Source organism: Micromonospora sp. NPDC005206 (genome assembly GCF_040608175.1).
Classification (GTDB): domain Bacteria; phylum Actinomycetota; class Actinomycetes; order Mycobacteriales; family Micromonosporaceae; genus Micromonospora.
The window spans coordinates 24,313-50,288 of sequence record NZ_JBEXHU010000020.1; the positions used below are offsets into that span (position 1 = coordinate 24,313).

Sequence of the window (25,976 nt, forward strand, 5' to 3'; positions counted from 1 at the left end):
GCTGCTCGGTGTGGGCGGCGCGTTCTGGGGTCTGGTCGCCGGCTGCCTGATGCTGCTGCTCTTCCGCCGCGCAGGGGATCAGGCGGGGACTCACTCCTCGGCGGGCAGGTCGGCCACGCCGACCGCGAGGCGCACCCGGCCGTCCGAGACGGCGGCGATCCGGTCGGCCGGGACGTACACCGCGCCGGCGTCCACCAACTCGGTGGAGACCTTCAGGTAGCCGCTGTGCAGCAGCCGTGCCGCCAGATCGGCCGGCACGTCGGGCTCCTCGACCGCGGTGGCCTCGATCAGCTCGTCCAGGCTGCTGCCCGGGTCGGTGGCCGGTGTCTGGACGGTCACCGCGTACGGGTCGCCCCGCTGGACGAGATCCACCGTGCCGACCTCGGCGCCGGCGGGGTCGATCACCGGCATCCCGGTGGTGATCCGCGAGATGGTCGCCTGCTGCTCGTCCTGCTGATCCATCCCATCGCGGTTCCCGGGGCGGTACGCCGCTAAACGCCGTCGCCGCCCCGCCCGACGCTCAGTCAGCCGGCCGCTCCCGCCCGTTCAGCTGTTGGGGAGGGTCCAGCCGCCCGGCGGGCGCGGGGACAGCTCGCGCCAGGTGTCCGGGCCGTCGAGCAGCGCCCGGACCGTCTCCTCGGCCTCGTCCGCACTGCCGTACTCGTAGAACCGGGAGATGCCCTCGGCGCCGCCGGCCCGCTGCTCGACGTGCCACCGGTCGGCGTCCACCCGGAGGAAGACGTCCCGCCGGGCCAGCCGCCCCCATTTCCCGTTCCACCAGTGCTTCCGCTGCTCCATGGGCGGACTCTATCGAACACACGTACGAGAAGGTGCGGCCCCTGCGGGAATCCCACAGGGGCCGATGTGCATCCGTCGGTCAGCGCGGCGCCGGCGGCTCCGTGCGGCGGCCCAGCACGTCGTCGAGCGCACCGCGCTGCTGGCCAGGGGTGGCGTGACCGGCGGAGAGCAGCGCGTCCCGGATCTCGGTGAGCAGCTTGATCTCCTCGCTCGGCGCCGCCGGTGGCGGCTCCTCGCCCCGCTGCCGCCGCTCGGCGAGCTTGTTCATCGGGAACACCACGAAGAAGTAGAGCACCGCCGCGGTGAGCAGGAAGGTAATCAGGGCGTTGATGAACCCCGCCCAGTCCATGAAGTTGCCCTTGCTGATCTCCCACTGGCCAGCGAACTGGTCTTCCCCGCCGCCGACCAGCTTGATGATCGGCTTGAGGAACGAGTTCGTGAGAGCGGTGACCACGCCCGTGAACGCGGCGCCGATGACGACACCGACCGCCAGGTCGATGACGTTGCCGCGCATGATGAAGTCTTTGAAGCCCTTGAGCATCCGTACTCCCGAGGTGTCCGGTTTTCCGTCCGGCACAACCTATGCCCCTCCGGCGGGCTCCAGAAAAGCGCCGGCTTCGATCGCTGCCCGCCCCGGGTCGCCGGCCCGGATCGCCTCGACCAGCCGGGTGTGGTCGACGTAGCGCTCGGGGGTGAGCGCGTCCCCCATCGCCTGGGCGACCGTGCTGCGCAGGGCGGTGCCGACCGAGGCGTACAGCTCGGCGAGCATGGCGTTGTGCGCGGCGGCGACCACCGCGGTGTGCAGCGCCGCGTCCGCCTCGACGAACACGTCCACCCGGCCGCCGCGCCAGGCCGCCTCGCGCTCGGCGAGCGCGCCGTCGAGCGCCGCCATGTCCTCCGGGGTACGCCGCAGCGCGGCGAGCCGGGCGGCCTCCACCTCGAAGGCGCGCCGTACCTCGATCACCTCGGTCATCCGGTCGTCGCCGAGCCGGCGGGCCACGACCGGCGCCAGCTCGTCGGTGGACACCACGTACGTGCCGGAGCCCTGCCGGCACTCCAGCACCCCGGCGTGCACCAGGGCGCGGACCGCCTCGCGGACCGTGTTGCGCCCGACGCCCAGCGCGGCGACCAGCTGTGGCTCGGTGGGGATGCGCCCGCCGACCGGCCACTCGCCGCCCAGGATCCGGGCCCGGAGCTGCTCAGTGGTCTGCCGGACCCGATGGCCGCGGGGCGGCACGGGCGGCGCGGAGGAGGAATCGACCGACGGTGGCACTGGTTACATCACCGGTCCCGAATTCATCCCATGATTGTAGGTTAGAGGTCATGACCCCGCCACCGACCGCCGCTCCGGCGCCGCCCGCCCCCGTCGATCCCGCCCTGGCGAGCGACCCCGGCGCGGGCCGCCGGACCCACCCGGCGACCGGCGGCGCGCTCGTGCTGGTCGGGATGCTGCTGGTCGCGCTCAACCTGCGCGCCGCGGTGACCAGCCTCGGCGCCCTACTCGACGAGGTCCGCGACGGGCTGGGGCTCTCCGGAACCACCGCCGGCCTGGTCACCACCCTGCCGACCATCGCGTTCGCCGGCCTCGGCGCGCTCACCCCGTGGCTGGTCCGCCGGGTGGCGCCGGCCCGGATCCTGGTGGTCGCCATGCTCGCCCTCGTCGCCGGTCAGGTGCTCCGGGTCACCACCGACTCGACCTGGGTCTTCCTGCTCACCAGCGCGTTGGCGCTGGCCGGCATCGCGGTCGCGAACATCCTGCTGCCGATGCTGGTCAAGCAGCACTTCCCGCACCGCACCGGCCTGGTCACCGGGGCGTACACGATGGCACTGACCGCGGGCACGACGGTGGCCGCCGCCTCCGCGGTGCCGATCGCGCACGCCTTCGGGTCCTGGCGGGCCGGGCTCGGCATCTGGGCCGCGATGGCCGCGGTGGCCGTACTCCCGTGGGTGCCGCTGGCGCTGCGGACCCGGGCGTCCGCGCGGCGGGCGACCCCGACGGCGGCCGTCGCCCCGGCGGCGCGGGTCCGGCCGGCGCGGACGCGCCTGGGCTGGGCGATGGCCCTCTACTTCGGCGCCCAGTCGCTCAGCGGGTACGCGATCATGGGCTGGCTCGCCCAGCTGTTCCGGGACGCCGGCTACCAGCCCGAGTCGGCGGGGCTGCTGCTCGCCGGGGTGACCGCGCTCGGCGTGCCGATCGCGCTGCTGATGCCCACCGTGGCCGGCCGCCTGGCGACGCTGCGCCCGCTGGTGCTCGGGCTGACCACCGCGTCGGCGCTGGCCTACCTCGGGCTGGCGCTGGCCCCGCACGGCGCTGCCGTGCTCTGGGTGATCCTGCTGGCGATCGGCCAGGGCGCCTTCCCGATGATCCTGACCACCATCGGCCTGCGCGCACGGACCGCCGAGGGGACCGTCGCGCTGTCCGCGTTCGCGCAGAGCACCGGGTACGTGATCGCCGCCCTCGGCCCGCTGCTGGTCGGCATCCTCTACGAGGTCACCGGCGCCTGGACCGCGCCGATCGGGTTCCTGCTGGTCGCGCTCGCCGTGCAGACGGCGGCGGGCATGGCGATCGCCCGTCCCCGCTACGTCGAGGACGAGTGAGGAGCGGCAGCGGTCAGGAGGAGGCCGGCGTCGGGTCGCCGGCGACGGCCTGATCCACCGTCGGGTAGGTCTGCAGCACCTCGACCAGACCGCTCACCTCGAGGATGCGCAGCACCCCCCGCTGCGGGGCGGCCAGCCGCACCACGCCGCCGGCCTCGTCGCAGCTGTTCTTGGCGCGGACGAAGACCGACAGACCGGTCGAGTCGCAGAACGAGACCTCCGCCAGATCGAACACCAGCCGGTTGCGGCCCTTGTCGAGCAGGTCGGTGATCTGGTCCTGCAACTGGGGTGCGGTCGCCATGTCCAACTCGCCCGCGACCGACACGACGACCACGTCGCCGCGCTGTTCCGTGTGCACCGTCAAGGACATTCGCCAGACCTCCTGTTATCGGGGGAACGGTATCCCACGATGGGGGTCACACGCAGAACGGGAGCCGGGATCCGGTGACCATCGTCATTCCATTGCTGCGGGGCAAGTAGTGCAGCAGCCCCCGGTGATAGAGTCCGCCCGGTCCAGGTCGAGGGGGGTTTCGCAATGGCGTTGAGCGCCGAGGAAAGTGGTCGGCTCGCCGCGCTGCTCGGCGGACACGCCGAGCGGGTCACGCAGCGGTGGACCGAGATCGTCGCCCGTTCGCTGCGCGGCCGGTTGAGTCAGGCTGAGCTGCGCCGGCAGGTCCAGGATCTGCACAGCGCCCTCGTCGCCGCCGGCGAGCACGGCGCGATCGACCTGTCCGCCGACAACGCCGCCGAGCTGCGCGCCGCGCTCTCCGACCTGTCCCGTGGCCGGGCCCGGCAGGGCTTCTCCGCCACCGAGACCGCGATCAGCGTCTTCGCGCTCAAGGAGGTGCTGGTCGGGCTCGTGGAGGAGGCCGGCGGCGACAACGCGCTGCGCGACTACGTCGCCTTCTCCGGTCTGGTCGACGAGCTGGGGCTGTTCACCTTCGAGAGCTTCGTCCGCACCCGGGAGAGCCTGATCGCCGACCAGGCCGAGCAGCTGCTCGAGCTCTCCACGCCGGTGGTCAAGCTCTGGGAGGGCGTGGTCGCCGTCCCGCTGGTCGGCACCCTGGACTCGGCCCGGGCCCAGGTGGTCATGGAGCGGCTGCTGCAGACCCTGGTCGACACCGGCTCCCCGTACGCGATCATCGACATCACCGGCGTCCCGGCGGTTGACACCCAGGTCGCCCAGCACATCCTGAAGACCGTGGTGGCCGCTCGTCTGATGGGCGCCGACTGCATCATCTCCGGCATCCGTCCGCAGATCGCGCAGACCATCGTCGCGCTCGGGATCGAGTTCGGTGACATCGCCACCAAGGCGAGCCTCGCCGACGCGCTGCGCCACGTGCTGCGACTCAACGGGGTGGAGACCGCCCGCCGCCAGCCGCGCCGGGACGCCTGATGGAGCGCGTGCCGATCCTCAAGATCGGTGACATCCTGCTCGTCTCCATCCAGCTCGACATGTCCGACCAGACCGCGGTCCAGCTCCAGGAGGACCTCGCCGAGCGGATCGTCGCCACCGGCTGCCACGGCGTGATCATCGACATCACCGCGCTGGACATCGTCGACTCCTTCGTCGGGCGGATGCTCTCCACCATCGCGTCGATCTCCAAGGTGCTCGACGCGGAGACGGTGGTGGTCGGGATGCGCCCCGCGGTCGCCATCACCCTGGTCGAACTCGGGCTGTCGCTGAACGGCATCCGTACCGCGCTGAACGTCGAGCGCGGCATGGAGCTGGTCGCGGCGGCCCGCGCCGATGAGCTCGACTACCAGCTCGACGACGATCCGGACGCCGAGACGGCCACGCCGTGACCGCGGGCCTCGACCTGGGTCACCCGCAGGCGCAGGCGATCCGGAGTGACGAGGACGTGGTGCGCGTCCGGCAGCTGGTCCGCGCCGTGGCGGTGGCCGTCAAGCTCTCCCTGGTCGACCAGACCAAGGTGGTCACCGCGGCGAGCGAGCTGGCCCGCAACACCCTGGTGTACGGCGGCGGCGGCACGGTGGAGGTGACGACCGTGGACAACGGACGGCGCCGCGGGGTCCGGATCGTCTTCGTCGACTCCGGGCCCGGCATCCCCGACCTCGACCTGGCCTTCACCGACGGCTACACCACGGGCGGCGGGCTCGGTCTCGGTCTCAGCGGCGCCCGGCGACTCGTCGACGAGTTCCAGATCGAGACGTCGGCGGAGACCGGCACCCGCATCTCGGTCACCAAGTGGTCGCGGTGAACGGGGACCCGGTCACCGACAGCGGCGTCTGGTTCCGGGTGGAGGCCGGCAGCACGGCCAGCTCCGTCCGGCGTGCCGCCGAGCGCCTCGGCGAGCAGGTGGAGCTGGGCCAGCCGCGCATCGCCGACCTGGCCATCGTCGCCGCGGAGCTGACCAGCAACCTGGTCAAGCACGCCGAGGACGGTGTCCTGCTGCTCCGGCCGGTACGCCGCGCCGGGCAGGCCGGCGTGGAGCTGGTGGCCATCGACTCCGGGCCCGGCATGGCCGACCTGAGCGTCTCCTCCCAGGACGGGCACTCCACCGCCGGCACGCTCGGCATCGGACTCGGGGCCATCGTCCGGCAGGCGAGCTGGTTCGACGGATACTCGCTGCCCGGCCGGGGCACCGTCCTCGCCGTGCAGGTCTGGCCCGCCGAGCCGGCCCAGCCGTCCTGGGCTGGTGCCCTCACCCGTCCGCTGACCGGCGAGACGGTCTGCGGTGACGGGTACGCCGTCCGGGTCGCCGACGGCCGGCACCAGGTGCTGGTCAGCGACGGCCTGGGGCACGGCCCGCTGGCCGCCGCCGCCACCGAGGCGGCGCTGGCCGCGTTCCGCGACGCGCCGGCCGGCCCGCCGGCAACGGTCGTCAGCCATCTGCACCGGTCCATGTCGTACACCCGCGGTGCGGCGCTGGCGGTCGCCGAGCTGGCGCCGGAGGCCGGGTTGCTGCACTACGCCGGGCTGGGCAACATCACCGGCGTGGTGGTCGAGGGCGACGGTCAGCGCCGGGGGCTGGTGTCGCTGCCCGGCATCGCCGGGCACCAGCGGCCGACGATCCGGGGGTACGACTACCCGTTCGGCCCGGGCGCCCGGCTGGTGATGCACAGCGACGGAGTGGTCGACCGCTGGCGGTTGACCGACTACCCGGGCCTGGCCGAGCGGTCCCCGCTGGTGATGGCGGCGACCCTGCTGCGCGACGCCGGCGTACGGCGCGACGACGCCTGCGTGCTGGTCGCGAGGTCCTGGGCATGACCGGGGAGCCGACCGCGCAGCCGCTGCTGCAGATGGCGCTGCGGGTCGAGCAGGACATCTTCGTGATCCGCCAGCGGGGCCGTGAGGTGGCCGCGGTGGTCGGCCTGGAACACCAGGACCAGATCCGGATCGCCACCGCGCTCAGCGAGGTGGCCCGGGACCTGCTCCACGCGGTCGGGGGAGCGGACGTCTCCTTCCACGTCGACGCGGGTGTCGACGGCCGGTTCCACCTCCGCGCCGACCTGGCTCCGGCGGCCCCACTGCCGGACGGCCGGTACGAGCCGCAGTCCGGCGCGGTGTCCCGGCTGGTCGACACGCTGAGCGTGTCGAGCGTCCAGGGGGCTACGGTCGTGAGGATGTCCCGACGAGTCCCGGCCAACGCGCCGACGCCAACCCCGGAGCGGCTCGCCGAGTTCCGCGCTGAACTCGGCCGTACCGCGCCGGCCAGCGCGCTGGACGAGCTGACCGTGCAGAACGGGCAGCTCATCGCGGCGCTCGACGAGGTACGCAGCCAACGCGACGAACTGGCAGTGCTGAACGAGGAGCTGGCCGAGACCAACCGGGGCGTGCTGGCGCTCTACAACCAGCTGACCGAGGAGCTGGAGGAGACCAACCGGGGCGTGGTCGCCCTCTACGCCGAGCTGGACGAGAAGTCGGCCCAGCTGCGCGCGGCGAGCGAGTCCAAGAGCCGGTTCCTGGCCAATGTGAGCCACGAGCTGCGCGCTCCGGTCACCGCGATCATCGGGTTGGGGCGGCTGCTCACCGACTCCTTCTCCGACCCGCTCACCGCCGAGCAGGCTCGCCAGGTCGACCTGATCCGCTCCTCGGCGGCGGACCTGCTCACGCTGGTCAACGAGCTGCTCGACCTGGCCAAGGCGGAGTCCGGCCGGATCGAGCCGGACTGGGCCGAGGTGGACCTGCGCCCGGTCTTCGGCCAGCTGCGGGGCACGCTGCGCGCGCTGGCCACCCGGCCGGAGGTGGAGCTGGTGGTCGAGGAGCCGCCCGCCCCGGCCGTGCTGCGTACCGACGAGGTGCTGCTCGGCCAGGTGCTGCGCAACCTGCTGCACAACGGGTTGAAGTTCACCGAGCACGGTGAGGTGCGACTGCGGGCCGAGCAGCGGGACGACCGGTGGAACTTCACGGTCAGCGACACCGGCCCGGGCATCGCCCCCGAGCTGCACGATCGGATCTTCGAGGAGTTCTACCAGGTGCCGGGTGCGACCCGGGTCGGCGGCACCGGCCTCGGCCTGCCGTACGCCCGGCGGCTGGTGACACTGCTCGGCGGGACGCTGGAGTTAACCAGCGAGCCGGGCCGGGGCAGCACGTTCACAGTTTCCCTGCCCGTGGGCGGAGTGTGACGGTGGACGGCGGGCCGGCGACCGTTCTGGTGGTCGATGACAGTCGGACAAAGCGTTACCTGCTGGTCAGCTGGCTGACCCGGGCCGGGTTCACCGTGCTGGAGGCGGAGAACGGCGCCGAGGCGCTGGCGCGGGTCGAGGTGGACCGGATCGACCTGGTGGTGCTCGACGTCCGGCTGCCCGACGTGAGTGGCTACGAGGTCTGCGAACGGATCAAGGCGGCGCACCCGGCGATGCCGGTGATCCATGTGTCCGCGCACGCCGTGGACGTCGCCGACCGCGCCCAGGGGCTGACCCGGGGCGCGGACGCCTACCTGACCGAGCCGATCGAGCCGGAGGAGCTGATCGCCACCACCCGGGCGGTGCTGCGCTACTACCGGGCCCGGCAGCGCGCCGAGCTGCTCGCCGAGCGGCTGCTCGGGCTGGCCGACACGACGGTGGCGGTGCACGCCGCGCCGACCTTCACCCGGCTGCTGGAGGCCGCCGCAGCGGGCGCCGCGCAGATCTTCAAGAGCCCGGCGGCGGTGATCGCCGAGACGTTCGACGGCGACTGTCTCGCCGGGATCTGCACGGGGCCCGGCGCCGAGGCCACCGTGGTGCCGTGGGTCGTCGACGACGCCGGAGTGCCCACCGGCTCCACCGTCCGGGTGGAGGCGCCGGCGCGTTGGGGGCTGCTCGACTGGCCGGCGGACGACTCGGTGACCGTGGCCGCCGCCCGGCTGCGGGAGGACCGCGCCCCGCTGTACGTGGTGGTCCCGACCGCCACCCAGACCGCCCGGACCCCGGTGCTCGTGCAACTCGCGCAGGCCGTGGCGGCGGCCGTGGAGGCGCAGCGCTCGTTCGACGAGGAGCACCGGATCGCGGTGACCCTGCAGCGCAGCCTGCTGCCACGCCGGCTTCCCGACGTGGCCGGGCTGGACCTGGCGGTGCGCTACGAGCCGGCCAGTGCCCAGACCGAGGTGGGCGGTGACTTCTACGAGCTGGTGATGCTCGACGGCCACCTGCTGCTGGCGATCGGCGACGTGGCCGGCCACTCGCTGCACGCGGCGACCGTTATGGCCGAGCTGCGGCACGCGGTGCGGGCGTACGCGGTCGAGGGGCACCAGCCCGGCGAGATCCTGCACCGGGTCAACGAGCTGATGCGGACCCTGCTGCCGAACGAGCTGGCCACCCTCTGCGTGCTGCTGCTGCACCCGCCGACCGGGCGGGTCCGGCTGGCCAGCGCCGGTCACCTGCCGCCGGTGCTCAGCCTGGACGGCAAGGTCGAGTTCGTGCAGCACTCGGCGCCGCTGCTCGGCGTCCGCGCCCCCCGTCCGGCCGACCTGGAGTTCGTGGTGCCGGCCGGAGCCACGCTGGTGTTCTACACCGACGGGCTGATCGAGCGTCGGGACGCCACCATCGACGAGGGGCTGGCCGCGCTCGCCGCGTCGTCCAGGACGGTGGACGCCGACCTGGAGCGGTTCTGCACCCGGCTGCTGGTGGAGCTGGCCCCACCGGAGATCCAGGACGACGTGGCCGTGATCGTGCTGCGCCGGCACTGAACCGGCGGCAGCCCGGCCCGCCGAGCACTCAGTGGACCGATCGGGCGTACGCGGCCGGTGACACCCCAGCGACGGCCGTGAAGTCACGGACCAGGTGCGCCTGGTCGCTGTAGCCGAGGTCGGCGGCGAGGCCCGCCCAGTTCAGCGGGCCTCCGGCGGCCTGCTCGACGGCCTCCTGGAGGCGGTAACGGCGGATCACCCACTTCGGGCCGACCCCCACGTATTCCGTGAACAGCCGTTGCAGCCGGCGGACCGGGAGGTCGTGGCGCGCGGCGAAGTGGTCGACCCGCAGCACCGTCCGGTCGGTCCGGATCGCCTCGGCCAGCCGGACGGCCTCCTCGACCGCCGGGTCCGGCTCGGGCGCCCAGGCGGTGAGCAGGGCGTCCAGCGCGCGGCAGCGCTCATCGTCGGTGCCCGCGCACACCGGGTCGTCGGGCGGGGCGAGCCGGCCGGCGGGCAGCGGCAGCCGGCGGCCGGTCAGCTCGGCGACCGGCCGTCGCCAGAACGGGTGGAAGCCACCGGGCCGGAACTGGACCCCGCAGACCCGGCCGGTGCCGGTGAGGGTGATTCGGAACAGGTTGCGGCCCACCCCGGCCACCTCACCGGCCTCCGGCCCGTCGCCGTCGCGCCGGAACACCACGTTGACCGCCGGGTGCGGGACGACCCGCTGCTCGAACGGTGCGCTCAACGCCCAGTCGATCAGCCAGTAGTGCTCGACCCACGGGCGTAGCGACTCCGCCGGCAGGCGCCGCCGGAAGTGAACCTCGCGCAGCAACCGGCCCGGGTCCAGGATGCCCCGGCTGTCGCCACGCGGTCGCTGTCGCATTTTTTCAAGACCACCCTCATACGCTGGCCCTATGGCCACTCACACTAGCGATCTGCTGGCGGCTGCCGCGCCGCGAACCGTCGACGTTGTGCGCGGCATCGCCGACGATCAGCTCGACCTGCCCACGCCGTGCCGCGACTACCTGGTCCGGGACCTGCTCAACCATCTGTTCGAGGTGGTGGTGAACTTCCAGGAACTGGCGGTGAAGCGGCCGGTGGAGTGGTCCGAGAAGCCCGACCACCTGGCCGACGGCTGGCGGGACCGGTTCGAGACGGAGACCGGCCGGCTGATCGCCGCCTGGTCGGACCCGTCCACCCTGGAGGGCTTGTCGCCCGGCATGGGCATGCCGCAGACCGTCGTCGGTGGCATGGCGCTGCTGGACCTGACCGTGCACGGCTGGGACCTCGCCGTCGCCACCGGCCAGGCGTACGAGCCGGCCCCCGAGGCGGTGGCCGAGCTGCACGGCCTGGTCGAGCAGTTGGGCCCGACCGCCCGCAAGATGGGCGTCTTCGCCGACCCCACCCCGACCCCCACCACCCAGGACCCCAAGAACCTGCACCACCTCCTGGCCCACACCGGCCGCACCCCCACCTGACCCTCCATCTCGTGAGCATTCTCCGGCGGTCTTGAGGATGTCCTGGCCGCACGGTGTTCCCGGGCGCCGGGCCGGAGCGCATCTCAAGGTATTTGTCGACGTTGGTCCGCAATCAGCTGTGTTGACTGACAATTATCGATGGGATAAATTCCCATGACTGCTTGATACGAGGGTCTCAATTACGGGGGTAAGGCGCGATGAAGAAGCGGGCTTTCTTGCTTGCGGTTGCCGCTACGGCATCCGTTCTCGTCGGCGTGTCAGGGTCGGCCCAGGCCGCACCGACCGGCTGTTCGGCGACCGCCGTCGGTTACGGCTCCGGCGCATACTGCAGCGGCGGCACCGGAGAGTTCAGGGCAAAGACGCGTTGTGACAAGCCGTGGGCCCCGGACTACGACCGTTACGGCGCCTGGATGGGCGTTGGCACCTGGTCGTCTTTTGCCAAATGCGACAACGGGCACGTCGCTTTCAACGCGACGTGGCAGACGCGGTAGTCAGATCTCTGGATCGCGTGCTGCTCGCGCGGTGAATCCGAAAAGGAAACGCTCGTCGGGTCCGGCGCGGCCGCGCCGCGCGCCTACTTCGTGGCGCAGGACGCACTCGACCGGGAGCAGAGCCTGCGCGACGGTGTCGACACGGGCGCCGACTCGTTCTATCTGTCCACGATGGATCTGGTCGACTCGGCGGTCGCGCTGGCCGTGCTGATCGCCGCCGGAGGGCTGATCGTCGCGCTGGTGGAGGGGGTCGTGTCCCGCCGCCGGGCGTACGCCGCCCTGGTCGCCACCGGCGTACCGCGGGCCACCCTGAGCCGCTCCGTCGCCTGGCAGGCGCTGGCTCCCGCCGTGCCGGCGATCGTGCTCGCCCTCGGCGTGGGCACGCTGCTCGGCCGCGGGCTCTTCCCGAAGGCGACGACGGGCATGTCGTCGGCGGAGATCTGCGACGCCACCGCGGCTCTCTGCGACGATCCGGTGACCCGCCAGCAGTACGTCCGGGTCGTGGAGACCGCCGGGCCGAGCGGATTCCGGAGGTACCGCTCGAACAGTTGGCCTGGCTGGGCGGTGGCGCCTTGGCTGCAGTGCTGGTGACGGTCGGTGTCGGGCTGCTCTTCCTGCGCGCCAGCACCGCCGTGGAGGAGCTGCGTACGACCTGAGCGGATGTAACGCCCCAGGTAGCGGTGCCGCTGTCTGCACCAGAGACCCGGACCATCGGGTTTCCGGCGCCGGACCGGACGGTTCGCGGCGCGGTAAGGGTGGGAGTTCGGCAGATGCACAATCAACCGGGCGGCGCTCCGCCGGTGTTCGTCGATGGGACCGGCCGGCGTCGCCGCCTGACCGTCATCGCCGGGGCCGCGATGGCTCTCGGCCTGCTCACCAGCCTCGGGCTTATCGCCGCCGGGCTCTTCCTGGACACCTCGGTGCCGCTGCCCGGCTGGTCCGACGACCCTCGTGCACCGCTACCGGTGGAGGCCGGCGTGGACGGGATCAACCAGCCGCAGGTCGCCGATCCGCCGTCGCCCTCTCCGGTGACCGGCACATCGGCCTCTCTGCCCAGCCCCACCCCGACCGCCGGCCCCCGGCGCTCCGGCCCGCCGGCCACGGCCAGCGTGCCCCCATCCGCCACCGACCAGCCGGGCCGGGGCGACGAGCATCGCAACACCGCGAGGCCGAGCAGGCCGCCCGGTAAGCCGCAGTGACGATGGCGCGACACGTGGCCCGGCGCGATCCGCGGGCACACTGGCTACTTCTTCTGCTCGGACTGCTTCTGCTGCTCGCGGCGCTCACCGTCAACGGCGTGGTGACCGGTATCGCCGGTGGCTCCGGTGCCCCCGCCGCCGATGGTTCCGTCACGGCCGGCGTACCGGCCCGGGTCGGCTCGGGCGGCCCGGTATTGCGGCTGGATCGGGCGGAGCCAGTCAGCCGAGCCCTGCCGGACCGGACAATCGCGCTGACCTTCGACGACGGGCCGGACCCGCGCTGGACCCCGCAGGTGCTCGACGTGCTGCGCCGGCACGGCGCACACGCGACCTTCTTCGTGGTCGGGGCCCGCGTCAACGAGCATCCGGAGCTGGTTCGGCGGATCCTCGCCGAGGGCCACGAGATCGGGTCGCACACCTTCACCCACGCCAACCTCGCCGCCGTGCCGGCGTGGCGGCGTGACCTGGAGCTGTCACTGACCCGTAAGGCGATCGCCGCGGCGACCGGCCAGGAGACCACCCTGCTCCGGCCACCGTTCTCCTCGGTGCCGACCGCGCTGACCGGGCCCGAGTACGCCGCGCTGCGCGCCGCCGCTGGGACCGGGCACGTCGCGGTGCTCGCCGACCGGGACACCAGGGATTGGCAACGCCCAGGTATCGACGAGATCGTGCAGGCGGCCACTCCGAAGCGGGGGCAGGGCGCCGTGGTGCTGATGCACGACGGGGGCGGCGACCGGGCGCAGACGGTGGCTGCGCTGGACCGACTGCTGCCCACCCTGACCGGCCAGGGCTACCGGTTCACCACCGTCTCCACCGGCATCGACGCCTCGCCGTCGATGGTTCCGGCAGGCGGTGGCACGCGGTTGAGTGGCGCCGCACTGCGCTGGACCCAGACCGGTGCCCGCTGGTCGGCTGGTGCGATGAACCTGCTGCTCGCCGTCGCCCTGGTGCTCGGCGTGGCGCGTCTGGCGGTGCAGGTCTTCTGCGCCCAACGGCACGTGCGCCGGGTCCGCCGGCAGCGGCCGGGCCGGGCAGAGGTACGCGCCCCGGTGTCGGTGATCGTTCCCGCGTACAACGAGGCGGCGAACATCGCCGCCACGGTCCGTTCCCTGGTCGCCAGCGGGTACCCGGCGCTGGAGGTGATCGTGGTGGACGACGGATCGGACGACGGCACCGCCGACATCGTCGAGCGGATGCGGCTGCGCGGGGTACGCGTGATTAAGCAGGCCAACGCCGGCAAGCCGGCGGCGCTGAACACCGGCATCCGGGCCGCCCGGGCGAACCTGCTGGTGCTGGTGGACGGCGACACCGTGTTTCAGCCGGACACCGTGCACCGGCTGGTGCAGGGCTTCGCCGACCCGTCGGTCGGCGCGATCAGCGGCAACACCAAGGTCGCCAACCGGCGCCGGCTGCTCGGCCGGTGGCAGCACCTCGAGTACGTGATCGGCTTCAACCTCGACCGGCGGATGTACGACGTGCTGGAGTGCATGCCGACCATCCCCGGCGCGATCGGTGCGTTCCGCCGGGAGGTGCTGCTGCGGGTAGGCGGGGTGCCGGCGGACACGCTGGCCGAGGACACCGACCTGACCATGCAGGTGCTCAGGGCCGGGTGGCGGGTGATCTATGAGGAGTCGGCCATCGCCTGGACCGAGGCCCCCTCGTCGCTGCGCCAGCTGTGGCGACAGCGCTACCGCTGGTGCTACGGCACGATGCAGGCGATGTGGAAGCACCGGCACGCGCTGCGCGAGTCGGGTGCCGGCGGCAAGCTCGGGCAGCGCGGGCTGCCGTACCTCATGGTCTTCCAGATCGTGCTGCCGCTGACCGCGCCGGCGGTCGACGTGTTCGCCGTCTACGGCCTGCTCTTCCTGCCCTGGTCGACCCTCGCCCTGGCCTGGGCCGGGCTGCTGTTGCTCCAGGCGGCCACCGCCGGCTACGCGCTGCACCTGGACCGGGAGCGGTACGGGCCACTGTGGGCGCTGCCGTTCCAACAGTTGGTCTACCGGCAGCTGATGTACCTGGTGGTGGTGCAGTCGGTGGTCACCGCGCTGATCGGCAACAGGCTGCGCTGGCAGCGGATGGTGCGTACCGGCGAGGCCGCGGCGCTGGTCGGCGCCGGTCGCCGCTGACCGGCCGGCACTGCCGGTCCCCGGACCTGACCGGCCTGCTGATCTCCTGGTCCGCCGGTCAGGTCGGGGCGTGGAAGAGGCCCGCGGACCAGGAGATCAGCAGGCCGACGGCAGCGGAGCAGCAGCAGACGAGCAGGGCGGCGGCCACCACCGCGAGGATCATCCAGGCGGATGCGCGCCGGGCCGCACCCGGCGGCGCAGCGGTCCCCGCCTCGTCCTCGTCGGTCATGGCCGCCCCCCGATCACCGTCCGGCGCGGCCGAGGCGGTCCAGGATCCAGGCGTTGATGAACGCCTCCTCGCGCCAGGCGTCGTAGCGGCCGCTCGGGCCGCCGTGCCCCGCGCCCATCTCGGTCTTGAGCAGGTAGTCGCCGCCCGGGGCGACCGCCCGCAACCGGGCGATCCACTTCGCCGGCTCCGAGTAGAGCACCCGCGTGTCGTTGAGGCTGGTCACCGCGAGGATCGCCGGGTAGTCCACCGGCGCCACGTTCTCGTACGGCGTGTAGGACTTCATGTACGCGTACACCTCGGGGTCGTCGAGGGGGTTGCCCCACTCCTCCCACTCGGTGACGGTCAGCGGCAGCGACGGGTCGAGGATCGAGGTGAGGGCGTCCACGAACGGCACCTGCGCGACGATCCCGGTGAACGCGTCCGGGGCGAGGTTGGCCACCGCGCCCATCAACAGGCCCCCGGCCGAGGCGCCCCGGGCGACCAGCCGGTCGCTGGCCGTCCAGCCGGCCTTGACCAGGTGTCGGGCGCAGGCGACGAAGTCGGTGAAGGTGTTCTTCTTGGCCAGCAGCTTGCCCTGGTCGTACCAGCGCCGGCCCAGCTCGCCACCACCCCGGGTGTGCGCCACCGCGAAGACCACACCCCGGTCCAGCAGCGACAGTCGGGCCACCGAGAACCACGGGTCCATGCTGGCCTCGTACGAGCCGTAGCCGTACAGCTCGCAGGGGGCCGAGCCGTCCCGGGGCGTGCCGACCCGGCAGACCAGCGAGATCGGCACCCGGGTGCCGTCGTCGGCCAGCGCCCAGTCGCGGTGCTGCTCGTACTCGGCCGGGTCGTACGGCCGCCCGTCCGGCCCGGGCAGCACCGGCTTCTGCCTGCGCAGCACCATCTGCCGGGTGACCAGGTCGTAGTCGTACACCGAGTCCGGGGTGACCAGCGAGGAGTAGCGCAGCCGGACCTGCCCGGTGCGGTACTCCGGGTTGGCGTCCAGCCCGACGCTGTACAGCGGCTCGGGGAAGTCGATGTCGTACTCGTCGCCGCTGCCGACCGGTAGCACCCGCAGCCCGGTGAGCCCGTCGGTACGCAGTGACACCACCAGGTGGTTCGCGAAGGCGTCCACGGCCTCCAGCCGGGTGCCGGGGCGGTGTTCGATCAGCGGCACCCAGTCGCCGGGAACGTCCGCCGAGGTGAACGCCAACGCGAAGTCCTCCGCGCCGTCGTTGTGCATGATCAGGAAGCGGTGGCCGTGGTGCTCCACCGTGTACTCGACGCCCTGCCGCCGCGGCGCGATCACGGCCGGCGCGCCGGTCGGGTTGGCCGCCGGGATCACCAGCACCTCGCTGGTGACTTTGCTGTGGATGTCGATCAGGATGAACTTCTCCGACCGGGTCAGCTCCACGCCCACCCAGAACCGCTCGTCGTCCTCCTGGTGGACCACCACGTCGTCGGCGGCAGCCGAGCCGAGGGTGTGCCGCCAGACCCGGTTCGGCCGCCAGGCGTCGTCCACCGTCACGTAGAACAGCACGGAGGCGTCCGTCGACCAGGCCGTGCCGTAGAAGGTGCCGGGGATCTCGTCCGGGAGCAGTTCGCCGGTGGTCAGGTCCTTCACCCGCAGCGTGAACCGCTCGTCGCCGGAGAAGTCGGTGGAGTAGGCCAGCCAGCGCCCGTCCGGGCTGACGTCGAAGGCGCCCAGCGAGAAGAAGTCGTGCCCCTCGGCCAGCAGGTTGCCGTCGAGCAGCACCTCCTCACCGTCCAGCGGCGCGCCGTCCGCACTGACCGGTGGGTCGGTCTCGGAGTCCCGGACCGCGCGCCGGCAGTGCACCCCGTACTGCTGCCCCTCCACCGTCCGGGTGTAGTACCAGTGCCCGCCCTTGCGGGTCGGCACGGTCAGGTCGGTCTCCCGGGTGCGCTGCCGGATCTCCTCGTACAGGTCCGCGCGCAGCTCGGCCAGGTGCGCCGTGCGCTCCTCGGTGTACGCGTTCTCGGCGGTCAGGTAGGCGAGCGTCTCCGGGTCGTCCTTGGCGGCGAGCCAGGCGTACTCGTCGACGACGGTGTCGCCGTGGTGGGTGCGCTCGGCGGGCACCCGCTTCGCCGTGGGCGGGGCAGTCTCGGTGGTCACGGCGGCCACGTTACCGGCCGGCCCGCTCCGCGCGCCGGACCAGCGGCATCCCGATAGTCGCCACCACGGCATTCGAACACATGTACGATGACCGACATGGCTGCAGCAGCGAGTTCCCTCGGCCGGTCCGGAGCCCTCGAGATCACCCGACGGTTGGCGGCGATCTGCGGTCCGCCGTTCGCCCGGCTCGCCGGTCCGGCCGACGAGGTGGCCGGTCGGCCGGCGCGTTGGGTGGCGGTGCCCGGCGGCCCGCACGCCGCGGCCGAGGTGCTGCGGCTGGCCGCCACGCACAACCTGGCGGTGGTGCCACGGGGCGCCGGCACGAAGATCGACTGGGGTGCGACACCCGCGCAGGTCGACATCATGCTCGACACCGGCCGGCTGGCCGGCATCGGTCACGAGCCGGTCGGCGCGCCGGTCGCCGAGGTCGGTGCCGGCACCCCGCTGCGGGCGGTGCAGGCCACTCTGGAGCGCACCGGGCAACGGTTGGCGATGGACGCCCCGTCACCCGGGGCGACGCTCGGCGGGGTGCTCGCCGCCGGTGAGGCCGGCCCGCTGCGGCACCGCCACGGCAGCCCCTGCGACCAACTCCTCGGCGTCCGCTACCTGGGAGCCGACGGCGAGCTGGTCAGCGCCGGCGGTGGCGCACCCGGGCTCGACCTGGCCCGGCTGCTCTGCGGCTCGCAGGGAGCGCTCGGCGTGCTGGTCTCGGCGAGCCTGCGGGTGCAGCCCGTGCCAGCCAGCCGGCTCTGGGTGTCCCGGCCCGTGTGGACGCCCCTGGAGGTGCACGACCTGGTCCGGACGATCCTCGCCGCCCGGCTGGAGCCGGCGGCCATCGAGCTGGACCTGCCGGCCGGGGCGCCCAGGCCGCGCACGCCGTACCCGCCCGGGCATCCGGCGACGACCGCCCGGGAGCGCCACCCGTCGATGTCCGGCCGATCCGGTGCCCCGTCCCGGGCGGGCAACCTGGTGGTGCTGCTCGAGGGTGGCCGGGCCGATGTCACGGAGCGCGCCGAGCGCCTGGTCGGCCTGCTGCACGGGGAGGCGACCGTCGCGCACTCCGCGCCGCCCTGGTGGCGCCGGTACCCGTTCGCGCCCGGCGACACGGCGCTGCGCCTGGAGGTGCCGATCAGCGACCTGCACGCCGCTGTCTATGCGCTGCGCGACGCGGCCGGCGCCCCGGTGCCGGTGCGAGGCTCCGCCGGGCTGGGTGTGGTGCACGCGGCGCTGCCCGGCGCGCTCGCCCCCGACCGGGTGGCGTCCATCCTGGCCGCCGTCCGGGGCGTGCTGCTGGCCCGGCAGGGTCGCTGCGTGGTGGTGTCCGCCCCCGCGCCGGTGCGGCAGGCCGTCGACCTCTGGGGCGAGCTGGCCGGCCTGGCCCGGCTGCGGGCCGCCAAGGAGCATCTCGACCCGGAACACCGGCTCGCCCCCGGCCGCCTCCCCGGCGGCCTGTGACACGAGCGCGCCCGCTGTGGTCGGCCGTGGGTCTAGCCACCGCCGGTGCGTGTCGAGCGGCGGCGGGATGACCGGGTGCGGTCTCAGACCGCGTCGTTGCGGAGCACCAGGATCGCGATGTCGTCCCGAGGCGGCTCGACCGAGAAGTTGATCGCGGCGGCGCGCAGCCGGGCGGCCACCACGTCGGCCGAGTATCCGGCCAGTGGCGCGGCCGCGTCCCGCAGCCGGTCGGTGCCGAACAACTCCCGGCCGCGCCGCCGCTCGGTGACCCCGTCGGTGTAGAAGACCAGGGCGTCGCCCGGGGCGAGCGTGATCTCCGCCGTCGGCGAGGTGATCGTGTCGAGCAGGCCCAGCGCGGTGCCCCCGGCGCCCACGAAACCGGCGCCGCCACCCGCGGCCAGCAGCACCGGCCGGTCGTGCCCGGCCAGGTGCAGCGAGACGTCCAGCCCGTCGCCGTCGCCCGGCCCGACCGCCGCCAGGGCCAACGTGCAGTACCGGCCGCCGCCCCGCTCGACCAACGTCTCGTTGAGTCGCGCCAGCGCCTCCGGCAACGGCTTGCCGTCGCCGACCAGCACCCGGATCACATCCCGGACCAGCCCGGTCACCGCAGCCGCCTGGACGCCCTTGCCCGAGACGTCCCCGATCACCACCAGCCAGCGGCCGTCGAGCATCGGCACCACGTCGTAGAAGTCGCCGCCCACCTCGGCGTCGTAGCCGGTCGGGACGTACTCGGCGGCGAAGCCGATCCCGTCAACCACGGGCAGCACCGGCGGCAGAAGCGACTGCTGGAGCGTCTGCGCCACCCGGCGGCGTTCGGCGTGGATCCGCGCGTTCTCGATGGCCAGAGCGGAGCGCCGGGCCACGTCCTCCAGCACCGACACCTCGTCCGGGTCGTGCCGGTGCCGCTGGTGCCGCCCCACCGTCAGGGTGCCGAGCCGCTGCCCACGTGCGATCAACGGGACCGCGAAACCCTCCATCGGCCCGCCGAGCGGGATCTGCCCCGCGCTGCGGGACGCCTCGCGCAGGCGGGCCTGGATCGAGTCCGGACCCGTCTCGGCCAGCACCTTGTGCAGCTGCGGCAGCACCGACTCGTCCGCGTGGCTGGCCGCCGCCAGCCGCAGCCGGCCCCACTCGTCGGTGGTGTGCACCGCACACCACTGGCCGAGCCGCGGCACCACCAGCTGCGGAATCAGCGCCATGGTCAGCTCGACGTCCAGCGACTGGGCCAACAACTCGCTCGCCTCGGCCAGGAACGTCAGCCATGTCTGCCGGCGGACGTCGGCCCGGCGCAGCCGGTCGTTCTCAAGGTGCAGCGACAGCCGCTCGGCGGTCAGCACCGCCAGCGGCTGGGCGTACGCCGACGGTGCGGCGTCCAGCTCCAGCTCGCCCGCGTACGGGCGGTGCACCGACAGCGGCACCCGGAGCAACTCCGTGTCGGCGCGGGGCTGTCGGCCGAAGCGGGCCAGCACCTGGCGGCCCTGGCCGTCGCCCCGGTCCAGGCGGATCATGCCGCCGGCCGCGCCGACCATTTCGGCCACCCGGCTGAGCAGGTTGGTGGCGAAGTCAGGCAGCGGATCGTCCGCGTACACGTCGGGGGCGGTCTGCATGAGTTCGCTCATCGCGCTGGCGCTCGGCGCGGAGCTGTCGATAGCGGCCCCCGGGCCGGCGCTGCCCGGCATCGACTCGCCACCCGCGGTGCCCTCGGCCGGCGGGTCGACGCCGGGGCGGTCCAGCCGGAACCAGACGCCCTTGCCGGTGGGCAGGTACGTGGTGCCCCAGCGGCTGGCGAAGTGGTCGACCAGCAGGAGCCCCCGGCCCCGCTCGGAGACCTCGTTGATCTCGGTGGCGTCGTTGCGGGTGCCCACGGTCAGCTCATCGCCCGACCCGGGCGCGAAGTCGGAGACGGTCACGGACAGCCCGACCTCGTCCGTCACGACCTCGATGTCCAGTTCGGTACGGGCGTGCTCGACGGCGTTGGTGGTCAACTCCGTGGTGAGCAGCAGCGCCTCGTTGGCCAGCTCGTCCAGGTGCGCCTCGGCCAGCGCCGAGCGGACCACCGCCCGAGCGGCAGCCGGCGTGCGCCGGTCAGCGGGCAGGCGGACACGCCGGACCGCCCCGCTCCGGGCCCCGGCAGTCGCGGGCCCCGCCTCGGCTGACACCCCCGTATCCTCCACCGTCCCCCTACCGGGTGCCAACCCGATCGGCCATTGCCGCCAACTCGCACGAAGGAAGGGCCCCCTGTTAACGCCTGCGGTAGAGCAGGGGCCCCTTCTTAACGTCGACCGGTTAGGCGCGATCGGTGCGGTGCGGCGGGGTTCGGCACCGGGGCGAGGTCCGCGACCGGCCGTTCCGAATCGACGGCATCGAGCGGATTCGAGGGTTAGCAGGAGCTGATCGGCGGGTCGCGAACCCTGGCACTGCGGCGCGCGCGGGCACAATATGGGTGTCGGCGTGTCCGCACGGACCGGCGCCCCCGAGTTGAGCGAGGAATGATGACCACGGCGAAGCAGTCGGTGGCGGATCCGTCCGCAGCCGACCACGAGGCGCTCCTCGGTGAGTTGACCGAGGCGCTGCGGCGGGTCCGTCGCGGCGACCTGAAGGTCCGGCTTCCCCGCCGCGCCGGTAAGGGCGGCGAGGTGGCGGACGCCTTCAACGAGGTGGTCTCGCTCCAGGAGCGCCAGTACCTGGACCTGCGGCGGATCAGCCGGATCGTCGGCCGGGACGGCCGGCTCACCGAGCGTCTGGACGACGAGGGGCTGGACGGGTCCTGGGCGGAGGGGCAGCGGGCGATCAACTCGCTGATCGACGACCTGGGCCGGCCGACCACGGAGATCGCCCGGGTCATCGTGGCGGTCGCGGACGGCGACCTGTCGCAGCACATGGCGCTGGAGATCGACGGCCGGCCGCTGCGCGGTGAGTACCTGCGCATCGGGCGCACGGTCAACACGATGGTCGACCAGTTGTCGTCGTTCTCGAACGAGGTGACCCGGGTCGCCCGTGAGGTGGGCACCGAGGGCAAGCTGGGCGGTCAGGCCGACGTCCGGGGCGTCGCCGGCACCTGGAAGGACCTCACCGACTCGGTCAACACCATGGCGTCGAACCTGACCGGCCAGGTGCGGTCGATCTCGCAGGTGGCGACGGCGGTGGCCAAGGGCGACCTGTCGCAGAAGATCACGGTCGGCGCGCGCGGTGAGGTCGCCGAGCTGGCCGCCACGATGAACTACCTCACCGACACGCTGCGGCTCTTCGCCGAGCAGGTGACCCGGGTGGCCCGCGAGGTGGGCACCGAGGGCAAGCTGGGCGGCCAGGCCGAGGTGCCGAACGTGGCCGGCACCTGGAAGGACCTCACCGACAGCGTCAACTCGATGGCGTCGAACCTGACCGCGCAGGTCCGCAACATCGCCCAGGTCTCCACGGCGGTGGCGCGGGGCGACCTGTCGCAGAAGATCACCGTGGCGGCGCAGGGCGAGATCCTGGAACTGAAGGACACCGTCAACACGATGGTGGACCAGCTGTCGTCGTTCGCCGACGAGGTGACCCGGGTGGCCCGCGAGGTGGGCATCGAGGGCAAGCTGGGCGGTCAGGCCCAGGTACGCGGGGTCTCCGGCACCTGGCGGGACCTCACCGAGAACGTCAACCAGCTGGCCGGCAACCTGACCAGCCAGGTCCGCAACATCTCTCAGGTCTCCACGGCGGTCGCCAAGGGTGACCTGTCGCAGAAGATCACGGTGGACGCCCAGGGCGAGATCCTGGAGCTGAAGAACACGGTCAACACGATGGTGGACCAGTTGTCGTCGTTCGCCGACGAGGTGACCCGGGTCGCGCGCGAGGTGGGCACCGAGGGCAACCTGGGCGGCCAGGCGCAGGTCAAGGGCGTCAGCGGTACGTGGCGGGACCTGACGGACAACGTGAACTCGATGGCGTCGAACCTGACCAGCCAGGTCCGCAACATCGCCTCGGTGACCACGGCCGTCGCGAAGGGCGACCTGAGCCAGAAGATCACGGTGGACGCTCGGGGCGAGATCCTGGAGTTGAAGTCCACGGTCAACACGATGGTGGACCAGCTGTCGTCGTTCGCCGACGAGGTGACCCGGGTGGCCCGCGAGGTGGGCACCGAGGGCAAGCTGGGCGGCCAGGCGCAGGTACGCGGGGTCGCCGGCACCTGGCGGGACCTGACCGACAACGTCAACTCGATGGCGTCGAACCTGACGGCCCAGGTGCGCAACATCGCCCAGGTCTCGACGGCGGTGGCGAAGGGTGACCTGTCACAGAAGATCACGGTGGACGCTCGGGGCGAGATCCTGGAGTTGAAGTCCACGGTCAACACGATGGTGGACCAGTTGTCGTCGTTCGCCGACGAGGTGACCCGGGTGGCCCGTGAGGTGGGCACCGAGGGCAAGCTGGGCGGTCAGGCGCAGGTGAAGGGTGTCTCCGGCACCTGGCGGGACCTGACCGACAACGTCAACTCGATGGCGTCGAACCTGACCAGCCAGGTCCGCAACATCGCCTCGGTGACCACTGCCGTGGCCAAGGGCGACCTGAGCCAGAAGATCACGGTGGACGCGCAGGGCGAGATCCTGGAGCTGAAGTCCACGGTCAACACGATGGTGGACCAGCTCTCGTCGTTCGCCGACGAGGTGACCCGGGTGGCCCGTGAGGTCGGCATCGAGGGCAAGCTGGGCGGTCAGGCGCAGGTGAAGGGTGTCTCCGGCACCTGGCGGGACCTCACCGAGAACGTCAACCAGCTCGCCTCGACGCTGACCACCCAGCTGCGGGCCATCGCGCAGGTGTCCACGTCGGTGACCCGCGGCGACCTGACCCAGCGGATCGCGGTCAAGGCGCAGGGCGAGGTCGCCGAGCTGAAGGACAACATCAACCAGATGATCGTCACCCTTCGGGAGACGACCAAGAAGAACGCCGAGCAGGGCTGGCTGGACTCGAACCTGGCCCGCATCGGCGGTCTGTTGCAGGGCCAGCGGGACCTGGGCGAGGTCTGCCGCATGATCATGACCGAGGTGACCCCGCTGGTCGACGCCCAGCTCGGCGCCTTCTTCCTGGCCGACGACACCGACGGCAGCATGCGGCTGCGGTTGACCTCCTCCTACGGGTACGTGGCGCGGGGGCACGACGTCACCTTCGGGCCGGGCGAGGGGCTGGTCGGGCAGACCGCGCTCTCCCGCCGGACGATCCGGGTCAGCGCCTCCCCGAACAGCCGGCTCACCCTGCGCTCGGGGCTGGCCGAGACACCCCCGTCCGATCTGGTGGTGCTCCCCGTGCTGTTCGAGGGGGAGCTGCTCGGGGTGATCGAGTTCGCCAGCGTGGCGGCCTTCTCCGAGCTGCACCTGTCGTTCCTGGAGCGGCTGGTGCTGACCATCGGCATCGCGGTCAACACCATCCAGGCCAACCGGCGTACGGAGGAGCTGCTGGCCCAGTCGCAGCGGCTGGCGCACGAGCTCCAGGAGCAGTCCGCGGAGTTGCAGCGCACCAACGCCGAGCTGGAGGAGAAGGCCACGCTGCTCTTCGAGCAGAAGGGCAACATCGAGACGAAGAACCGGGAGATCGAGCTGGCCCGGCTCGGCCTGGAGGAGAAGGCGCAGCAGCTCACCCGGGCCTCGGCGTACAAGTCGGAGTTCCTGGCCAACATGAGCCACGAGCTGCGGACGCCGCTGAACTCGTTGCTGCTGCTGGCCCGGCTGCTGGCGGAGAACTCGGAGCAGAACCTCAACCCGAAGCAGATCGAGTTCGCCCGGACCATCCACAGCGCCGGCTCGGACCTGCTCAGGCTGATCGACGACATCCTGGACCTGTCCAAGATCGAGGCAGGGCGGATGGACGTCGAGCCGACCGAGATCCGGTTCGCGGAGATTCGCGGCTACGTGGAGCAGGCGTTCGCACCGGAGGCCGAGGAGAAGGGCCTGGACTTCCAGGTGCGGGTGAGCAAGGATCTGCCGCCGGCGCTGGTCACCGACGCGCAGCGGTTGCAGCAGATCCTGCGCAATCTGCTCTCCAACGCGGTGAAGTTCACCGACAACGGCGCGGTGACGTTGCGGATCGGCCCGGCGGCGGAGAACGTGGTGTTCGACGTTCCGGCGTTGACCAACGCCCAGCAGGTGATCGCGTTCACCGTGATCGACACCGGGATCGGCATCTCCGACGACAAGCTGTCGATCATCTTCGAGGCGTTCCAGCAGGCGGACGGCACCACCAGCCGCCGTTACGGTGGCACCGGCCTGGGCCTGTCGATCAGCCGTGATCTGGCTCGGCTGATCGGCGGCACGATCACGGTGGCGTCGGCGCCGGGGCAGGGGTCGACCTTCACCCTGTTCGTGCCGCACGTGCTGGCCCCGGATGCGGTGGTCGCGCCTGCGCCACCGTCCCCGCAGCGTGCCGGCCTGCCGTCGTCGCTGCTGATGCCGCCGCTGGAGCTGCTGCCGCAGCGGCCGGAGGCGCCGGCCACCCGACAGCTGGACGGCGCGACCGTGCTGATCGTGGACGACGACGTGCGCAACGTCTTCGCCCTGACCAGCGCGTTGGAGCTGCACGGGATGACCGTGCTGTACTCGGACAACGGGGCGGACGGCGTCCGCCTGCTGGCCGAGCATCCGGAGGTGGACATCGTGCTGATGGACGCCATGATGCCGGACCAGGACGGGTACGAGACCACCCGCCAGATCCGGCGTAACCACCGGTTCGCCGACCTTCCGGTCGTCTTCCTTACCGCGAAGGCGATGCCGGGCGACCGTGAGTCGGCGCTCGCGGCCGGGGGCAGCGACTACATCACCAAGCCGGTAGACCTGGACGATCTGATCGAGTTGATGTCGTCCTGGATCAGCGGCAGCCGGACCGAGGAGACTTCGTGACCCAGATGGCCAAGGCGCTGCTCGTGGACGACCGGCGGGAAAATCTGATGGCCCTGGAGGCGATCCTCCAGGGCCTGCCGGTTCAGTCGGTGGCGGTGGAGAGCGGCGAGGCGGCGCTCAAGCAGCTGTTGGTGGACGACTTCGCGGTGATCCTGCTGGACGCGCAGATGCCGGACATGGACGGCTTCGAGACGGCCAGCCACATCAAGCGCCGGGAGCGGACCCGGCACGTGCCGATCATCTTCCTCACCGCCGCTGACCGGGACGCGCAGCTCGCCCTGCGCGGGTACCAGGTGGGCGCGGTGGACTACCTGACCAAGCCGTTCGATCCGTGGGTGCTGCGGGCCAAGGTGTCGGTCTTCGTCGAGCTGTGGGTGAAGACCCGGCAGTTGGCCGCCCAGTCGGACCTGGTGCGGGAGCGCGACACGCAGTGGCGGCGGCTCACCGACGCGGTCGACGAGGCGACCACGCTGCTCCGCTCCGACGAGCCGGAGAGCCGGGACCGTGCGGTGCGGCTGCTCGAGCAGGCCCGCTGGGGCAACACCTCCTGAC

24 protein-coding genes are annotated in these 25,976 nt (G+C 72.3%); 15 read left to right on the plus strand and 9 right to left on the minus strand.

The genetic code is table 11. From position 1 onward, the window contains the following. Positions 1 to 90 precede the first annotated feature (90 nt). From ABZU69_RS27735 to ABZU69_RS27750, 4 genes are all read right to left on the minus strand, one after another. Positions 91 to 462, minus strand: a complete 372-nt coding sequence (locus ABZU69_RS27735) for a hypothetical protein (protein ID WP_354967247.1) — start codon at positions 460 to 462, stop codon at positions 91 to 93. A gap of 84 nt (positions 463 to 546) precedes the next feature. Next, positions 547 to 798, minus strand: coding sequence for a hypothetical protein (locus tag ABZU69_RS27740; protein WP_089018164.1), 252 nt, complete (start codon positions 796 to 798; stop codon positions 547 to 549). Between the two features lie 79 nt (positions 799 to 877). Then, positions 878 to 1,339 (minus strand): large conductance mechanosensitive channel protein MscL, encoded by a 462-nt coding sequence (mscL, locus tag ABZU69_RS27745; RefSeq protein ID WP_354967248.1) that lies wholly within the window; start codon positions 1,337 to 1,339, stop codon positions 878 to 880. 39 nt (positions 1,340 to 1,378) lie between these two features. Next, on the minus strand, positions 1,379 to 2,071 hold the full coding sequence (locus ABZU69_RS27750; RefSeq protein WP_354967249.1) for a FadR/GntR family transcriptional regulator: 693 nt from the start codon (positions 2,069 to 2,071) through the stop codon (positions 1,379 to 1,381). 173 nt (positions 2,072 to 2,244) lie between these two features. Between ABZU69_RS27750 and ABZU69_RS27755 the strand changes: the two genes are divergently transcribed. Next, positions 2,245 to 3,396 (plus strand): MFS transporter, encoded by a 1,152-nt coding sequence (locus ABZU69_RS27755; protein WP_354967362.1) that lies wholly within the window; start codon positions 2,245 to 2,247, stop codon positions 3,394 to 3,396. A gap of 13 nt (positions 3,397 to 3,409) precedes the next feature. On the opposite strand, the gene ABZU69_RS27760 is transcribed toward ABZU69_RS27755, so the two are convergent. After that, complete coding sequence (locus ABZU69_RS27760; protein WP_354967250.1) at positions 3,410 to 3,766, minus strand: STAS domain-containing protein; 357 nt, start codon at positions 3,764 to 3,766, stop codon at positions 3,410 to 3,412. A gap of 165 nt (positions 3,767 to 3,931) precedes the next feature. On the opposite strand from ABZU69_RS27760, the gene ABZU69_RS27765 reads away from it, so the two are divergent. From ABZU69_RS27765 to ABZU69_RS27790, 6 genes are read left to right on the plus strand one after another with little or no spacing between them, the layout of a single operon-like run. Continuing rightward, entirely contained in the window at positions 3,932 to 4,792 is an 861-nt protein-coding gene (locus ABZU69_RS27765) for an STAS domain-containing protein (protein ID WP_354967251.1), read from the plus strand. After that, on the plus strand, positions 4,792 to 5,202 hold the full coding sequence (locus tag ABZU69_RS27770) for an STAS domain-containing protein (RefSeq protein WP_354967252.1): 411 nt from the start codon (positions 4,792 to 4,794) through the stop codon (positions 5,200 to 5,202). The genes ABZU69_RS27765 and ABZU69_RS27770 overlap by 1 nt, the downstream gene beginning before the upstream one ends. After that, on the plus strand, positions 5,199 to 5,618 hold the full coding sequence (locus tag ABZU69_RS27775; protein ID WP_354967253.1) for an ATP-binding protein: 420 nt from the start codon (positions 5,199 to 5,201) through the stop codon (positions 5,616 to 5,618). Before ABZU69_RS27770 ends, ABZU69_RS27775 begins: the two co-directional genes overlap by 4 nt. Continuing rightward, complete coding sequence (locus ABZU69_RS27780) at positions 5,615 to 6,628, plus strand: SpoIIE family protein phosphatase (protein WP_354967254.1); 1,014 nt, start codon at positions 5,615 to 5,617, stop codon at positions 6,626 to 6,628. Before ABZU69_RS27775 ends, ABZU69_RS27780 begins: the two co-directional genes overlap by 4 nt. Continuing rightward, positions 6,625 to 7,986: a sensor histidine kinase gene (locus tag ABZU69_RS27785; RefSeq protein ID WP_354967255.1), complete on the plus strand. Its 1,362-nt coding sequence runs from the start codon at positions 6,625 to 6,627 to the stop codon at positions 7,984 to 7,986. Before ABZU69_RS27780 ends, ABZU69_RS27785 begins: the two co-directional genes overlap by 4 nt. 2 nt (positions 7,987 to 7,988) lie before the next feature. Then, complete coding sequence (locus ABZU69_RS27790) at positions 7,989 to 9,527, plus strand: SpoIIE family protein phosphatase (RefSeq protein ID WP_354967256.1); 1,539 nt, start codon at positions 7,989 to 7,991, stop codon at positions 9,525 to 9,527. A 28-nt stretch (positions 9,528 to 9,555) separates the two neighbouring features. Here ABZU69_RS27790 and ABZU69_RS27795 read toward each other — a convergent pair whose 3' ends face one another. Continuing rightward, entirely contained in the window at positions 9,556 to 10,353 is a 798-nt protein-coding gene (locus ABZU69_RS27795) for an AraC family transcriptional regulator (RefSeq protein WP_354967257.1), read from the minus strand. Positions 10,354 to 10,384: 31 nt separating this feature from the next. On the opposite strand from ABZU69_RS27795, the gene ABZU69_RS27800 reads away from it, so the two are divergent. From ABZU69_RS27800 to ABZU69_RS27820, 5 genes are all read left to right on the plus strand, one after another. Continuing rightward, positions 10,385 to 10,948: a TIGR03086 family metal-binding protein gene (locus ABZU69_RS27800; RefSeq protein WP_354967258.1), complete on the plus strand. Its 564-nt coding sequence runs from the start codon at positions 10,385 to 10,387 to the stop codon at positions 10,946 to 10,948. A gap of 197 nt (positions 10,949 to 11,145) precedes the next feature. Continuing rightward, positions 11,146 to 11,439: a hypothetical protein gene (locus ABZU69_RS27805; protein ID WP_354967259.1), complete on the plus strand. Its 294-nt coding sequence runs from the start codon at positions 11,146 to 11,148 to the stop codon at positions 11,437 to 11,439. Between the two features lie 90 nt (positions 11,440 to 11,529). After that, positions 11,530 to 12,030 carry an FtsX-like permease family protein gene (locus ABZU69_RS27810; protein WP_354967260.1) on the plus strand — a complete coding sequence of 167 codons (501 nt, stop codon included), beginning with the start codon at positions 11,530 to 11,532 and terminating at the stop codon, positions 12,028 to 12,030. A 179-nt stretch (positions 12,031 to 12,209) separates the two neighbouring features. Further along, positions 12,210 to 12,638 carry a hypothetical protein gene (locus tag ABZU69_RS27815; protein WP_354967261.1) on the plus strand — a complete coding sequence of 143 codons (429 nt, stop codon included), beginning with the start codon at positions 12,210 to 12,212 and terminating at the stop codon, positions 12,636 to 12,638. A 2-nt stretch (positions 12,639 to 12,640) separates the two neighbouring features. Beyond that, on the plus strand, positions 12,641 to 14,764 hold the full coding sequence (locus ABZU69_RS27820) for a bifunctional polysaccharide deacetylase/glycosyltransferase family 2 protein (RefSeq protein ID WP_354967262.1): 2,124 nt from the start codon (positions 12,641 to 12,643) through the stop codon (positions 14,762 to 14,764). A gap of 58 nt (positions 14,765 to 14,822) precedes the next feature. Here ABZU69_RS27820 and ABZU69_RS27825 read toward each other — a convergent pair whose 3' ends face one another. Then, positions 14,823 to 14,993 carry a hypothetical protein gene (locus ABZU69_RS27825; RefSeq protein WP_354967263.1) on the minus strand — a complete coding sequence of 57 codons (171 nt, stop codon included), beginning with the start codon at positions 14,991 to 14,993 and terminating at the stop codon, positions 14,823 to 14,825. Positions 14,994 to 15,006: 13 nt separating this feature from the next. Continuing rightward, complete coding sequence (locus ABZU69_RS27830; protein ID WP_354967264.1) at positions 15,007 to 17,109, minus strand: S9 family peptidase; 2,103 nt, start codon at positions 17,107 to 17,109, stop codon at positions 15,007 to 15,009. 96 nt (positions 17,110 to 17,205) lie between these two features. On the opposite strand from ABZU69_RS27830, the gene ABZU69_RS27835 reads away from it, so the two are divergent. After that, complete coding sequence (locus ABZU69_RS27835) at positions 17,206 to 18,564, plus strand: FAD-binding oxidoreductase (protein WP_354967265.1); 1,359 nt, start codon at positions 17,206 to 17,208, stop codon at positions 18,562 to 18,564. A gap of 83 nt (positions 18,565 to 18,647) precedes the next feature. Here ABZU69_RS27835 and ABZU69_RS27840 read toward each other — a convergent pair whose 3' ends face one another. Continuing rightward, the gene (locus ABZU69_RS27840) at positions 18,648 to 20,723 is read right to left on the minus strand and encodes a SpoIIE family protein phosphatase (RefSeq protein WP_354967266.1); all 2,076 of its coding nucleotides are present in this window, start codon (positions 20,721 to 20,723) and stop codon (positions 18,648 to 18,650) included. A gap of 333 nt (positions 20,724 to 21,056) precedes the next feature. Between ABZU69_RS27840 and ABZU69_RS27845 the strand changes: the two genes are divergently transcribed. Then, positions 21,057 to 25,424: a HAMP domain-containing protein gene (locus ABZU69_RS27845; RefSeq protein ID WP_354967267.1), complete on the plus strand. Its 4,368-nt coding sequence runs from the start codon at positions 21,057 to 21,059 to the stop codon at positions 25,422 to 25,424. Further along, positions 25,421 to 25,975, plus strand: a complete 555-nt coding sequence (locus tag ABZU69_RS27850; RefSeq protein ID WP_354967268.1) for a response regulator — start codon at positions 25,421 to 25,423, stop codon at positions 25,973 to 25,975. Before ABZU69_RS27845 ends, ABZU69_RS27850 begins: the two co-directional genes overlap by 4 nt. Position 25,976 lies beyond the last annotated feature (1 nt).

Coding starts and splice junctions, on each gene's coding strand:
- ABZU69_RS27735 (WP_354967247.1), bottom strand. CDS start 462: ATGGATCAGCAGGACGAGCAGCAGGCGACCATCTCGCGGATCACCACC.
- ABZU69_RS27740 (WP_089018164.1), bottom strand. CDS start 798: ATGGAGCAGCGGAAGCACTGGTGGAACGGGAAATGGGGGCGGCTGGCC.
- mscL (WP_354967248.1), bottom strand. CDS start 1,339: ATGCTCAAGGGCTTCAAAGACTTCATCATGCGCGGCAACGTCATCGAC.
- ABZU69_RS27755 (WP_354967362.1), top strand. CDS start 2,245: ATGCTGCTGGTCGCGCTCAACCTGCGCGCCGCGGTGACCAGCCTCGGC.
- ABZU69_RS27760 (WP_354967250.1), bottom strand. CDS start 3,766: ATGTCCTTGACGGTGCACACGGAACAGCGCGGCGACGTGGTCGTCGTG.
- ABZU69_RS27765 (WP_354967251.1), top strand. CDS start 3,932: ATGGCGTTGAGCGCCGAGGAAAGTGGTCGGCTCGCCGCGCTGCTCGGC.
- ABZU69_RS27770 (WP_354967252.1), top strand. CDS start 4,792: ATGGAGCGCGTGCCGATCCTCAAGATCGGTGACATCCTGCTCGTCTCC.
- ABZU69_RS27785 (WP_354967255.1), top strand. CDS start 6,625: ATGACCGGGGAGCCGACCGCGCAGCCGCTGCTGCAGATGGCGCTGCGG.
- ABZU69_RS27795 (WP_354967257.1), bottom strand. CDS start 10,353: ATGCGACAGCGACCGCGTGGCGACAGCCGGGGCATCCTGGACCCGGGC.
- ABZU69_RS27800 (WP_354967258.1), top strand. CDS start 10,385: ATGGCCACTCACACTAGCGATCTGCTGGCGGCTGCCGCGCCGCGAACC.
- ABZU69_RS27805 (WP_354967259.1), top strand. CDS start 11,146: ATGAAGAAGCGGGCTTTCTTGCTTGCGGTTGCCGCTACGGCATCCGTT.
- ABZU69_RS27815 (WP_354967261.1), top strand. CDS start 12,210: ATGCACAATCAACCGGGCGGCGCTCCGCCGGTGTTCGTCGATGGGACC.
- ABZU69_RS27820 (WP_354967262.1), top strand. CDS start 12,641: ATGGCGCGACACGTGGCCCGGCGCGATCCGCGGGCACACTGGCTACTT.
- ABZU69_RS27825 (WP_354967263.1), bottom strand. CDS start 14,993: ATGACCGACGAGGACGAGGCGGGGACCGCTGCGCCGCCGGGTGCGGCC.
- ABZU69_RS27835 (WP_354967265.1), top strand. CDS start 17,206: ATGGCTGCAGCAGCGAGTTCCCTCGGCCGGTCCGGAGCCCTCGAGATC.
- ABZU69_RS27845 (WP_354967267.1), top strand. CDS start 21,057: ATGACCACGGCGAAGCAGTCGGTGGCGGATCCGTCCGCAGCCGACCAC.